This window comes from Nocardioides sp. NPDC000445 (genome assembly GCF_040300245.1).
In the GTDB taxonomy this organism is placed as follows: domain Bacteria; phylum Actinomycetota; class Actinomycetes; order Propionibacteriales; family Nocardioidaceae; genus Nocardioides.
In genome coordinates, this window is record NZ_JBEPDH010000005.1 from 221,385 (window position 1) to 234,449 (window position 13,065).

The 13,065-nt window shown below is 67.5% G+C and carries 11 protein-coding genes; 1 reads left to right on the forward strand and 10 read right to left on the reverse strand.

Features of this window, described 5'->3' with window-relative positions:
• The first annotated feature begins 36 nt into the window (after positions 1–36).
• A complete protein-coding gene (locus tag ABT304_RS08985) occupies positions 37–3,651 on the forward strand; it encodes a YobI family P-loop NTPase (protein ID WP_350714561.1) in 3,615 nt (1,204 codons plus the stop codon).
• 101 nt (positions 3,652–3,752) lie between these two features.
• Here ABT304_RS08985 and ABT304_RS08990 read toward each other — a convergent pair whose 3' ends face one another.
• Genes ABT304_RS08990 through ABT304_RS09035 form a run of 10 tightly spaced genes read right to left on the reverse strand, consistent with a single transcriptional unit; the run spans position 3,753 to position 13,064 of the window.
• Positions 3,753–6,788, reverse strand: a complete 3,036-nt coding sequence (locus ABT304_RS08990) for an AfsR/SARP family transcriptional regulator (protein WP_350714563.1) — start codon at positions 6,786–6,788, stop codon at positions 3,753–3,755.
• Positions 6,785–7,198 carry a pilus assembly protein TadG-related protein gene (locus tag ABT304_RS08995; protein WP_350714564.1) on the reverse strand — a complete coding sequence of 138 codons (414 nt, stop codon included), beginning with the start codon at positions 7,196–7,198 and terminating at the stop codon, positions 6,785–6,787. Before ABT304_RS08995 ends, ABT304_RS08990 begins: the two co-directional genes overlap by 4 nt.
• A gap of 8 nt (positions 7,199–7,206) precedes the next feature.
• Entirely contained in the window at positions 7,207–7,689 is a 483-nt protein-coding gene (locus ABT304_RS09000) for a TadE/TadG family type IV pilus assembly protein (protein ID WP_350714566.1), read from the reverse strand.
• Positions 7,686–8,087, reverse strand: coding sequence for a TadE/TadG family type IV pilus assembly protein (locus ABT304_RS09005; protein ID WP_350714568.1), 402 nt, complete (start codon positions 8,085–8,087; stop codon positions 7,686–7,688). Before ABT304_RS09005 ends, ABT304_RS09000 begins: the two co-directional genes overlap by 4 nt.
• A 5-nt stretch (positions 8,088–8,092) precedes the next feature.
• Positions 8,093–8,293: a hypothetical protein gene (locus tag ABT304_RS09010; RefSeq protein ID WP_350714570.1), complete on the reverse strand. Its 201-nt coding sequence runs from the start codon at positions 8,291–8,293 to the stop codon at positions 8,093–8,095.
• A 24-nt stretch (positions 8,294–8,317) separates the two neighbouring features.
• Positions 8,318–9,217 (reverse strand): type II secretion system F family protein, encoded by a 900-nt coding sequence (locus ABT304_RS09015; protein ID WP_350714572.1) that lies wholly within the window; start codon positions 9,215–9,217, stop codon positions 8,318–8,320.
• The gene (locus ABT304_RS09020; protein WP_350714574.1) at positions 9,214–10,113 is read right to left on the reverse strand and encodes a type II secretion system F family protein; all 900 of its coding nucleotides are present in this window, start codon (positions 10,111–10,113) and stop codon (positions 9,214–9,216) included. Before ABT304_RS09020 ends, ABT304_RS09015 begins: the two co-directional genes overlap by 4 nt.
• Entirely contained in the window at positions 10,110–11,627 is a 1,518-nt protein-coding gene (locus ABT304_RS09025; RefSeq protein ID WP_350714575.1) for a TadA family conjugal transfer-associated ATPase, read from the reverse strand. Before ABT304_RS09025 ends, ABT304_RS09020 begins: the two co-directional genes overlap by 4 nt.
• Positions 11,624–12,391 carry a CpaE/TadZ family protein gene (locus ABT304_RS09030; RefSeq protein ID WP_350714577.1) on the reverse strand — a complete coding sequence of 256 codons (768 nt, stop codon included), beginning with the start codon at positions 12,389–12,391 and terminating at the stop codon, positions 11,624–11,626. Before ABT304_RS09030 ends, ABT304_RS09025 begins: the two co-directional genes overlap by 4 nt.
• A 1-nt stretch (position 12,392) precedes the next feature.
• Complete coding sequence (locus ABT304_RS09035; protein WP_350714578.1) at positions 12,393–13,064, reverse strand: SAF domain-containing protein; 672 nt, start codon at positions 13,062–13,064, stop codon at positions 12,393–12,395.
• Position 13,065 lies beyond the last annotated feature (1 nt).

A 13,065-nucleotide genomic window follows, 5' to 3' on the forward strand; every position in this document is an offset into this window, starting at 1 on the left:
GCTGACGTTGTCGGTGCTGGCGCCTAGCATTCCGATGTGGCAGACGATGAACCGACTGACTCCAGCCGCGCCGGTCAGGCTGGGTCCGAGATGGCTTTGCTGACCCCTGAATTTGAGGAGTCGAAGCATCAGCTGTACGTCGATAGGTTGAAGGCTCTCATCCACGGCAAACATGCCCGGAATATCGCGGTCGCCGGACAGTACAGCACGGGCAAGAGCAGTGTCCTCGATGGGCTGACCAAGGCACTCGAAACCACAAAGCTGCGGCCGATCACGCTGTCGTTGTCGACGATCGATGCTGACGCGGCCCGAGCGCGAGTCGGTGGGGATGCACAGTCGGCGGATACCAACTCCGGCATCCCGGCCATCACGAGCCTGATCCAGAACGAGATCGTCAAGCAGCTCGTCTACCGGAAGCGACCGATCGCGGTGCCGGGCTCGCGGTTTAGACGGACAGAGGCATTCTCGCCTGGCCGCGCGGCGGGTTGGGCAGCCGTGGCTGCCGTCGTGGCCTTCGGGGTCGTCACGGTCTTGCCGAAGGCAGGCCCGACAGTGCGTGGCCTGCTGGCAGCCGCTGCGGCAGCACTGCTGGTTTTCGTTGTCCTGTGGCGTTTGAGCGGACGGGTGAGTCTCCAGCAGTTGACGGCTGGTCCGGCAACGTTGTCGTTGGACACGTCCAAGTCGTACTTCGACGAGTACCTCGATGAGCTCATGTACTTCTTCGACGTCAGCCGCTGCCGGGTCGTGATCTTCGAAGACATCGACCGATTCAACGATCCACACATCTTCGAGACGCTGCGTGAACTCAACAACCTGCTCAACGGCGCCGACCAGCTCAAGAACGAGAAGCTCGGACCGATCAGGTTCATCTATGCCACCAGGGACAGCATCTTCGAGATCAACAACACCAGCAGTTCGGACGCGACCCCCGGCGGTCCCGGTTCGCCGGCCGCGGACCGAACCAAGTTCTTCGACGCCGTCGTTCCGCTGGTTCCGTTCATCACCCACCGCACCTCACGCGATCACTTCAGCCGCCGGCTCGGCTCAGAGGTCAGCTCACGCGCCATCGGCATCGTCGCCAAGTACGTCACCGACATGCGACTCATCGTCAACATCTGCAACGAACTCGAGGTATTCAAGTCGGTTGTCCTCGACGAAAGCGGTCTGCGCAACCTCAGGACCGACAACCTCTTCGCGATGGTCGTTCACAAGAACCTCTACCCAGGCGACTTCGAGAGCATCACGAGCGGGCAGAGCATCCTCGACAAGGTTCGGGACCTATATCGGCGGACAGTCAACGACACGGCCGCGGGGATGGAGCGCCGCATCACTGAACTGCGGATGAGCCCAGGGCAGAGCAACTCCGTCGAGGAGCATCTGGCAGCAGCCGCGGCCCGATTGCGCCACACGGTCGAAGACATCCTCGCAAGCCACGGCGTCAGCCCGAACCCTCGCAACCCACCTGTGCTGCTGGTCGCTGGCACGCCGTACACGATCGATCGCCTCGACCAGCCTGAGTTCTGGGAGAGTGCCGGGCACGGCAACAGCCAGATCAGCCTTCAGATCCCCGGTCGATCGACCCCTCCGTTTCCACGGCCGGCGATCGAGCGAGCCTTCGGCCGGGAGCTTCCTCAAACGACAGTAGCCGAGACCCTGCGCCCCGACGTTGAGGATGAGATCCGCGATCTTGAACGTGACCACCGCGCCGTTCTCTCGGCGCAGATCGCAAATCTCTTTCTTCGCACCGACCTCACGCTCGATAGCCAAGACACCAACTTCGCCGAGGAGGTCGCCGAGCTCGTCCCATCGCCCCTCACCGTGGAGTTGCTCAGAGCTGGATTCCTGGACGCCCACTTCGGGTTCTATGTCGCCGATTACCCTGCCCTCACGATGAGTCCGGCCGCGGCCGAATTCGAGATGACCGTCATCGAAAGGTTCGGCTTCGACCCCAGGTTCAAGCTCCCCCAGATCGCATCAGACCTGCCTGCGCTGATCGAGTCCGCCGGTGACGCCTTCTTGCGTGACCGGCGCGGGTACAACCTAGACATCGTCGACCTGCTCCTCGTGGACGATTCCGACCATCTCGACGGCCTCATGACCGCTCTCGCCCGTGGATCTGACAACGATGTAGCGTTCATCGACACGTACCTGTCGAGAGGCAGCCACCAGCCCCGATTCCTGCACGAGCTCGCTGGCAAGTGGACGATGATCTTCTACTTCTTGGCAACGCGGACCGAGGCCGACCTCGAGACAGAGCGGGCATGGCTCGATGCCGCTCTCTGTGGCTCCGTCACCGACGTCGACTACCTTCACGCACGAGCCGCAGAGAGACTTGAGCGGCATGCATCCAACACGTCTGCCTTCACCGAGATCGGCGCGGTCGATGTCGCCGTGCTCATCCATGTGACGTCATGCCTGCGCGCGTCGCTGCCCAACATCGCGACCTTCGCCCCGGCCGTCCGGTCAGCTGTCATCGCTGCCGGGCTCTACCGCGTGAACTCGGACAACCTGCTCGCAATGGCCGCCGACGCCGAAGGCAAGATCCCAGCGCTCGACGAGCTGCTCGCGGCCGGGCATGGCGATCTCGTCGTCGATCACGTGCTCTCGCACCTGTCCGACTACGTCAACATCCTCAAGGACAACCCCAGCGCGCGGGTGATCGCCGACAGTACGCGCTACAACGAGATCATCGCGCGGCTCGCAGACTGCCCGGGCTTCGCAGAGCTCGACGACGACGATGCTCGGCTCCTCGTCGAGCGAGCTCCCGACGGAGTTCGCGTCGACGAACTCAACGACGTTCCCGACATCACCTGGCCGGCACTGGTCGCGTCGGGACGGTGCCGGCCATCTGTGGCAAACCTGGCCGCGTATCTTGGCGAGTACGTCGACTTCGGAGACTGGCCGCACCTCCTTTCCGGCGGGGACGCTCTCATCCTCAGCGACGACGATGGTCAGGACGCACGGCAGCGCGTGGCTCTCGCCGTCCTTGCTATGGACCGCCTTGACCCCGGTAAGCGCGTGAGCATTGTCGAGGCACTCGACCTAGAGGCCCACATTCCAGTGGGTGACCTATCAGCTGCGGCGATCACGCTGCTGCCTGAGTTGACGACTGCTGCTGTGACTGCCGACTCCGGTGAAGTGTTCGAGGCGATCCCTGCCGATCAGGTGGACGTGCGTCGGCGCTTCATCGCGGCTTCGAACAAGCTTGCCGACTTCATCGAGGATTGCCCTCTCAGCGATGCGGACGCGCTCGCCGTTCTCGACGGCGGAAACCGGGCCGCAATCACGAAGGTCCTCAACCGTGCCGACGTCCTTCGGGCTGCCGGCGAGGCGACAATCGAGCGGGCGATTGAGGAGGCGCGCGGGCTGCCTGGTTCCATGGGACTTGAGTCATTGCTTGCCCTTGCCAGCGGGCAACGGTCCGCACCGCGATTCGCGGCCCTGCTCTCCAACGAGGTCGAACGTCTCGACGCCGCCGAACTCCGAAACGTCCTCGAGGCCATGCCTGCCCCGTACAACGATCTCGGCGTCACGGAGGTCGAACTCCCCGAGTCGAACCGCCCACTCCTCGACGCCCTGCAAGATAAAGGAGTGCTCGCGCATGTCCAGAAGGTTCGGAACCGGCCCTATGTACGAGCGATTGGCCCATAATGTGATGTTGACTGTCCACGCGACGTAGGACAGCAGATCATCATGCTCCTCAGGTGGGGCGGCATCGCCGCGCCGGACTCGCGGCCTACTACGCTGGCCGCTTATCCGGCCACTCGGCGTGTCCGCGGAGGAGGCTCAACAGGGCCGTCGCCATCGTCGCGGTTGTAGATGTGCTGGTCGAGGTGCTGTTCGGCCAGGCGGGTGTGGCCGGTTGCATCGAGCACGCGCGCGTAGTCGAGGTGGGGTACGTCGTCGTAGGGCGCTGCCTTGATGGCGGTCTCGGCGGCGAAGCGAGCGACGTCGTGGTCGTGCTCGGCGAGGGCTCGTGTGACGACGATGTGGGCGGTGTCGGCGATCATCGTGACGGCGATCTGGTCGTGGCGCTGGCCGCGCGCGAGCCAGGCCCAGCCTTCGTCGCGTAGATCGGAGAAGGGTGCGCCGGTGACGAGCCGCAATGCTTCGAGGAGGTCAGTGATGCCGTCCTCGCCTTTGGCTTGCGCGCGGGCGCGGAGGCGGCGGAACAGGTCGAGGTCGACCAAGATGTCGTCGGCTTGGTAGGCGGCGTACCCGAGTCGGCGAGCAGCGCGGGTCTCGAGCGCGCCGGGCAGGTGCGCGGTCCTGGTCCTGGGATTGGTACCGAGCCACGCGCGAAGCGTCGAGAGATCCGCGGTTAGCCGGCCGCGAGTGACCCCGATGGTGTCGAGGAAGTCGGCGGTGGTGACGCCATTGGGATGGAGGTGAAGGTAGGTGAGGAGCTCGGCGAAGTAGGGCCGGCGCTTCGTCGGGGTCGTTCCGCCTGCTCGCAGGTGGACCGGCCCGAGCAGGGTGAGTTTCGGAAACCGACAGCGATCGGAGCGCCACTCCTCGAGGTCCTCATCGAGCGTGGGGTCCGCGGCGAGGGCACGAACGAGGACTGTCTCGTCGGCGGTGGACGCGAGATTGCGTACGTCGTCCGTGGTCGTACTGGAGGCTGCCGCGTAGGCCGCCGTGGATGCAGGGAGAATCGACGTGGCGCCTGCGGGTTGATGTTCGTCAGGTCGTTCGTGGACCAGCTCAGGCCGTAGGGCGCCGGCGGCGTCGATGAGCGCTTCCATCCCGTCGACGGTCTCCTCGTCGACCGGCATGGGTTGGTTGTGCGCTTCCGCCGTGACCTCGACGATGGCTGCGCACATAGCCGCTTCGTCGGCGGTGAGCCCAGCCGCTTGAAGACGTACGTCGTCGAGGCTGGAATGCGAAAGGGTGAGCTCTCCGGCCGCTGTGAGCGTGATCGTGTGGGCGTCAAGGTCGGCGGGTGCGTCCAGAACGACGACGGCTGTGCCGGAGCGCTCGGGGTGAGACCTGACCACCTTGGTTACGCGGCGGAGCGGCTTGGAGTCCTCGTGGGTGAGGACGATGCGGTAGCGGTCGGGGTCGAGGCCGGGAAGTGTCCCCGCGGGGTCGAGGTCGCGGGCGAGCTGGTCGAGGTGGTCGAGGTCATCGTCGGGGTGGTGGTGCATGCGGACCGGGTCGATGTCGGAGAGCTCGGCGGCGATTCCGTGGGTGTGCACTTCGACGAGCATTGACCAGGGCGTGACGGCTAGCTCGGCGGCGAGGTGGCGGAGGAGGGACTCGGCGTGTTCCCGGTCCCCGGTCAGGCCAGTGACGCCGGTCTCTTCGAGGTTGAGCATCCATGGGTGCCCGTCGTCGTCGAGACCGATAGAGGCCAGCAGCGGGTAGGGGGCGATCTCGCCGGTGTCGGTGGTTGCCGCGTCGGCGGGTGCCGTCCAGGTCGTCGCGGCACCGGTCCAGGGGTGGGGGAGTGCGGCCGGTTCGGTGAGGTGCAGGGTGATCGAGTCGTCTCCGAGCTCGACAGCGAGAAGGTGGGGCTGCTCGCCCTGGGGGAGCATGCGGAGGAGCAGGTCGAGCCGTTCGATGAGGTCTGATGGTTTGGCTCCTTGGTGGCGGATGGTCATCTCGACCGGGTGGAGTTCTTCGGGCGGCGGGGCGATCTCGTAGCCGGGAAGGCGGTAGCGACGTTGGGATCGTTGGTGCTGGCGTACGACGAGGAAGAGGCCGCCTGCGAGCAACGCGCCTGCTCCGGACAGTCCTGGGAGTAGCCAGGAGGGCGCGCTGTCGGATTCGGCGGTGCTGGCATGGTCGTGCTCGGCTCTCGGCGGGTTGGTTTCGTGGCTTGGCGATGCGGGCGAGGGCGGGGTGTATGCCGACGGTGGCGGCGGAGTGGGTCTCGACCTTTCTGCTGGGGGCGTCGGCGCCTGTGGGGCTGGAGACTTGGTCGCTGTCGTGGGCTGTTCGGACGACGGAATGGTGAGTTTCCAACCGGGGTGAATGACGTCTGGGTCGGTGAGACGGGCGCCATCTGGTTGGACCGTTCTCATCGAGGCCTCGAAGATCTCGGGGTAGCGGTCGGAGTCCTGCAGCTCCTCGTCGGCGATGGCGGTCAGGGTGTCGCCGGGGCGTACGACGTACGTCTCGTCACCCTCGAGCGCTGCCGCGGGTGCTGGAATTCGGAGGACTGTGCCAGGGGCAAGGAAGTCGGGGGCGTTGCCGAGAGCAGCAGGGTTGAGGGCGATGATCTCGGGGTAGCGGGCGCCGTCGCCGAGGTTGGTCTCCGCGATCTTCCAGAGGCTGTCGCCGCGTGCAACGGTGTAGTTGACCGTGGCCGGCGCTGTACGTGTCGCTGGATGTGTCGCGGGGATGGTGGCGTCGACGGCGGCTGGTTCGACCGGTGCCGCTGCGGGTGTGGGTGGGGGATCGGGGTCAGGATGGGCGACGGCTGCGCGTACGGGGGCAGCGACAGGTGTGATGGCCGGTACGGCGAGGAAGAGCATGGCGGCGACGCCGACCACGCGGCTCGCTGAGGTCTGGGGGAGGCCAGGGAGGCGCGGTGCTTGGATGCCTCGGATGAGGGCCACGGCCTCCACGAGGATGGTGAGGGTGTACCAGGCCCAGGCGATCCACGCGGCGGCGGTGACGGCTTGTAGGGCAAGGGTGCCGTCGTCCTGGCGGAGCAGGTCGCGCCAGGTGAAGCCGTCGAGACTTGGGATCGCGCCGAGGCGGAGCAGCACGATCGGGGTGCCCACGGTGAAGGCGAGGATGGCAAGGCAGGCGAACAGGCCTCGCAAGCGGGTGAAGATCATCGGGTCTCGCCTCCCAGGGTGCGCACGAGCTCGGCCTCCGCGCTGCCAAGGACCTGGACGCGGTTGATGCCGACGATGCCGAGGAACCTCGGATGGTAGGTGTCGGTGGCACGTACGTTTATCCGGCTACCGCGCACGCGGACCGTGCCGGTCACGCCCGAGCGGGCAAGATAGGTGCGCGCGGCCCGGACCGCGGCAGCGGAGTCGATGCGGGCATACCGTCCCTCCACCGCTGGTGCTGCCAGGACCTCCTCGGCGCCGGCGCGGGCGGCCTGGGCGGCGAGGTCGTGGGCGCGCTGCTGGGCGTGCACCTGCCCGCCGAGGTCTACCGCGAGGCCGACGAGCATGGACATTGCGAAGGCGGCGGTGACCAGCCAAATGGTCGCCGAACCGCGCTCGTCACGTGCCATGGCCGATGTCATGACTGCCCCCAGACATCCGCGTACGCGTCAGGAATCCTGAACCCGCGAGCTGCCCGCTCACGCCAGGTGTCGATGGGGCTGGACATGGTGGCGCGCACGACGCGCGATCCGGGTATCCCGGGGACGGAGAGATCAGAGAGGTCCAGGCGGCAGCTGACGGTGACCGTGACATCAGCGGCCTGCCCGACGGGGACACGGAAGGCCGCGGTCGACACGGAGACACGAGTGCTGCGGCAGTCGATCTGCTGGTTGGCCAGGCTGGCTTCGGCCTCGCGCCGAGCGGTGGCATCGGCTGTCCTCGCATCGCGGGAGATCGACGCGGCGCGCGCCGCATCTGCGGCTGCGGCCTGGACGGACTGGTGGGCGATGGCGAGGCGTCCGCCGGCGATGATCATGCCAACGAAGAGGACGAAGGCCGGCAGGCCGATAGCTGCCTCGATCGCTGCTGAGCCACGTTCGTCGCGTACGCGGGTGGTCATCCTGGTTCCCCGGGGGCGGTGGTGCGTTCGCGCTCGGCGCGTCCCTGCTGTTGGACGGTGGGTCGCCATCCTGGGATCACGGACAACGACCGTCCCCGGACGGTGACGATGGCTGTCGTCGCGGTGTGACGGGCGGTGACCGAGGAGGACTCCAGGGCGTCAGTGCCCGCGTCGGCGAGGTAGGCGCGTGCCGCCGCTGTTCCGGAACCGGCGGTCCCGTGCTCGGCTGCGGCGGCACGGGCTCCTTCCTGTGCTGCGGCGATGGCGACGGTGCGGGCGTGGTAATAGAGCGCGGCCTGCATTCCGAGGAAGAGCACGGCGAAGAGAGCGGGTAGCAGCACGACCATCTCGAGCGAGGCCGCGCCCCGCTCGTCGCGTAGCCGCTCTTCCGACGCCATCGGTCCTACCTGATGTTTCCGGACTGAGAGGTGACGTACGCGCGGATAGCCGCGACCACGATGGCGACGATCGCGATCACGGCCACGGCCCACAGGACGTTCTCGATCGTGACCGAGCCGCGCTCATCCCTCTGCTGGGGTGGGCGGACCAGGCGAGTGAAGAGAGCGGCGGTGAGCGTGGTCAGCCGGACGTAGGTGCGGAGCATGGGTGTGTCCTTTCATCCAGGGAGTCAGGCGGGGAGCATTCGGAGCAGGGAGGGGGCGAGCAGGATCGCCATGAAGATCACGCCGAGGAGGGATCCGGGGATGGTCATGCGTTCGCCGATGGCGTTGGCCTCGGTGAGCTCGTCGTTGAGCATGGCGGTGCGCATCGCGGCCGACCGGGCGCGGAGGGTCGCGTAGCTGGCGGCTCCTTCCTCTCCGGAGAGACGCATGATGTCGGCGAAGTCGTCGAGGTCGGGCAAGCCGAGTTCTCCTGCCAAGGTGTGCAGGGCGTCCCATGGCGGGAGACCGGACCAGCGGGACCGGGTGAGCTCTTCGGAGAGACGGGTGAAGACCCACGAGTCGCCGATGCTCGCGGCGGTCTCCATTGCTTGGCGTACGCCGGCGCCGTTGGTCCGCTCGAGGGCGACCAGGTCGATGTAGGCGCCGAGGGCTCGGTTGAACTCGAGCCGGGCCTTCTTGGCATCGTCGATGGCGTTGTAGTTGGGGATGAAGAACATGACCACGGCAAGCACAAGACAACCGAGGACGGGGATCGGGAAAGGGAGAGGCATCCCGAGCAGGCCGAGGAAGCCGGCCAGACCGACCGGGATGACGAATCCGAGCAGCGCGAAGATGAGCTTGTCGCCGTAGAACCGGACTAGCGGGATCCGCAAGAGCGCCAGTTCTCGGGTCGGGGTGCGGATCCATACACCGGCAGGGAGGGTGCGCATCGCCCATAGGCCGAGGCGCTCCTTGCCGGTCGTGGAAGCGGCGGCGACGCCCGCCTGGTGGGTCGGGGAGCCGGAGAGACGTCTGAGCGCGTCGGCGAGGTCCGGCACGGCCGGGGTGAACCATATGACGGTCCCCGCCAGCCCGAATCCGATGAGTGCTCCGGCGATCAGCACCAGGGAGAGTTCCGGGATCATGAGCCGGCTCCCGGGACCGCTTGCAGGCGGCTGGAATCAGGATCGGCGAACTCACGGCCTTTCCCGATGATCCGCGGGATTCGCCGTCCTTCAGCCATGCGCCGCATCCACAGGAGCGTGGCGACGTAGGCGGTGAGGAGCAGGGCAAGGATTACCTGACCGAGCGGGCTGGAGTACGGGGCCACGTACGATCCCGTCAGCCCGAGCACGAGGAGGACCGAGGCGCTGATGATCGTGACCCAGCGGGCAGTGGCGCGGGGTTTGGCGCGGTCGGCCTCGACCTGTCGACGGGCGCGTACGTCGGCGGCGACCGACTCTGCCAGGCCTTCCAGGACAGCCGCGAGGCCGGCGCCGCGGCGGCGGGCCCCGAGGATGAGGTTGGCGGCGACCAGGTCGCCGGTGGCGTCATCGAGGTCGTCAGCGAACGCGCGTAGTGCTTCCTCGGTCACCCACCGGGCGCGGAGACGGGCGACGAGCCGTCCGACCTCCTCGGCGATCGCGTCGGGGGTGGAGCGCAGAGTGTTGACGAGCGCCTGCTCCAGGCCGATGCCGACAGTGAGCACTCCGGACAGCGAGCGTGTCCACTCCTCCAGGGCCTCGAGCCGCTCGATGCGGTCGCGGGCGTCGGGCGCAGCCAGCAGGTAGGGCAGGCCGACGGTCGCGGCCGGCGCGATGACCACGGCCAGCGGCCAACCAGTGACGAGCCAGCCAAGGGCACCCACGACGATCCCGGCCACGAAGAGGAATTGCGTACGCCGCGACAGGGCGGGCAGGCGAAAGCGTCGGCGCGGCTGGCCCTCGGTCACGGGTACGCCGCGGAGCTCACGCACCAGGTTGACGACGCCTCCGAAGGCGAGGGCGCCGCCGAGGCCGACCAGCATGAGCGAGATGTTCATCGGAGGGCGCCTCCAGGACCTTGGGAGGCAAGGTAGCCGGGCAGGTCGAAGCCGTGCTTTGTGAGGGCGCGGTACTCGTCAGGCAGGACGTGTGGCATCGCGGTGCCTGACGCATCAGGTCCGAAGACGTGGGTGGTGGCGAAACCCGTCTCCCGTTCGCCGGGGGTGAGCGCGATGACCTCGGCGACGCGGCGGGTCCGCTGGGGTCCGGCACCGTTGGTGGTCGTCTCCAAGTCGAGCTGCACGATCAGATCGATGGTGGCCGCGAGTTTGGACGTGGCGAGGTCGTGGGTGACATGAGGTCCGGCTTCCATCGCACAGGTCACCAGCTTGCGGATGGCGGCGACCGCGTCGGAGGCGTGGGTGGTGGAGATGGAGCCGGTGCCGGACTCCATCGCCTTGATCATCGCCCAGATCTCCTTGCCGCGGACCTCGCCGACGATCTGACGCGACAGGTTGAACCGGAACGAGTCGACCAGCGCCTCGTCCAGCGTGAACTCGCCAGCTTGGCGACCACCAGGGCCGCGCTCCCCGGAGCCTGGGCGTGCCTCCCACGCGTGGACGACCCTGTGACGCTCAGGGAGCAGATGGAGGTGCAGCTCGTACTCCGTCTCGAAGGTCCCGATGGCCTCGGCCGGATCGATCTCGCCGCACAGCGCTCGGACGAGCGTGGTCTTGCCGGCGCCCTGCGCGCCAGAGACAACGATCGACTTACGTGCCTTCACCGCGGCTCGGAGGAATGAGGCCGCGACGGGGGTGAGCATGTGCCGGCGTACGAGGTCTTCGAGGGTCACCTCCATGAGCCGGTGGCGGCGAATGACGACCGATGGGCGGGGCGTCACCCAGGCAGCGGCGGCGAGGCGGGAGCCGTCATCAAGGCGCAGGTGGAGACGGGGTTGGGCTTCGGAGAACCCGCGGGCATTGACCTCGCTGCGGGAGGCGAGGAAGACCAAGAAGTCGATGAGCTCCTGATCCGACTCCGCCACCGGCGGTCCTGGGACTTGTGAGCCATCGACGAGGTCGAGGGTGACGTTGTCGTGGCCGCAGATGATGATGTTCTCGACCCGATCGTCATCGACGAGCGGCTGGAGCCGGCCTAGCCGGAACAGCGAGTCGAACACCGCCCGGGCCATCGCGCGCTGCCTGGGATAAGACCAGGACGGGTCGCCCTGCTTGACCGCCCCGGCCATCGTCGCCTCGACCTGGTCCAGGATGACCGACCGGCCGAGCTCCTCCTGCGCCTGACGATCGAGCTGTGTCGGCTGGGCCGCCACCGCGCGGGAGAGCTGCTCGGACGCCTGAGAGCGCAAAGTCGCGACCACGGTCCAGTCGACCGACTCCGCATCGAGTTCGGGGTCGGGGACCGCGTGGATCGGCCTCGTGCGCCTCGGGGTGTCGTCGGCCGGGGTCTGTCCGTTTGACGTACTACCGGTTCCCTCGACGGGTCTCAAGTGCGGGGCGAACAGGGGCAGGTTGGTGATGTCGGGACGGTAGGGCTCCCAGTTGTCCGTCATCGGTCGGCCTCCTCGGCGAGTTCCTGGCGGGAGCGGTCGATCTCGGTATGGAGCGCCTCGATGGCCGCTCCCAACGCCCGCGCGTAGCTGCCGGTCTCGAAGCGCTTGGGCCTCAGCGACCCGCGATGGAAGACCGCCGCAGCCACCGGGTCATCGGCTAACTCGGCCACGATCGGCAGACCGAGGACCCGCGTCACCTCGCGTGCCGTGTAGGGCTGGCCCTCGCCGACCAGCATGAGCCCGCCCCGACGCCAACCAATACCCGGTTGGCGCACCGTCTCAGCCCATGAGCGAGCTGCCGAGATCGCCGGGAGGTCCGTGCGAACGACGAGCATGGTGATGTCGGCGGCGGCTAGAAGCGGCTCCGGCGACCCGATGAGCCCCAGACGGCCAGCATCGACGAGGACGTCCTGGCCCGTCTCCTCCAGGTTTGCCAGGGCCGCGGCGAGGCCCGCCCAATGATCCCGCAACGCTCCGGCCTGCTGGTGCGTGCGCGGCCCGGCGACGTACGAGACCGAGGTGCCGGAGATCGGACGGACGACTTGCGGGAGCGCGTCGGTGATTCCGGTCGGCGAGAGCGCGAGATCGACCAGGTCAGGACCAGGTTCGACGTGCCCGCGCAGGTAGCCGGCCAGGATCGCCGATCCACCGGTCGGATCGGCCTCGACCACCAGCACCGGGCGAGGCCATCCGATCGCCAGACCGAGTGTCGTCGTCGTGACACCGGGGGAGCCCGAGGCGGAGCAGAGCGCGATGACAGCCATCTCAGTGCTCCCGCGGGTCGACCACGACTGCCACGTCTCCTGACGCGGCCCGGGTGGCAAGGACAGACGCATCGGCGTACGACACCAGCACGTTGACCACGGTCTCGCCGGAGACGTCATCGATCTCCATGCCCACCACCTCCGCGTCCGTCGTCAACGGGGCGCCAGAGGCCGGCTCCTCACCCTCGGCCGGTGTCGAGACGACTCGGACCAGATCCCCGGTCTCGAAGTCGACCTTCGGCGCTCTCCCGAAGGTCAGCGGAATCCCGACCAGCGAGCGACCCGACGGCGGCCAAGCTTCCTCGGTAGTCGCTGTCGGCGTCAGTAGGCCACCTTCCGCGATGTCGAGCGCGGCCCGCTTCCCGATCAGGTCATTGAGGTCGGAGCCGGGCACGACCGCGACCGTCGCATCACGGGAGACTCGGGTTGTGGCGAGGTCGTCGGCTGTGATGACCTCGCCCCGGTGAATCGTCGAACTCGCCACGACGGCCTCCTCGCTGGTCGTCGTCCCCAACCAGGCCCACGAGGCGATCGCGGCGCCGACGAGTGTCGCCACGATCGTGGCAACGATGTGTCCGGGGCGTCGGCGGATCTTGACCGGAGGTACGAGGCGGGGTCCGGGCGGCCCGCTGCGGCCGGTGAACCGGCTGTCGTCGGTGGCTGTCCTGCTCATG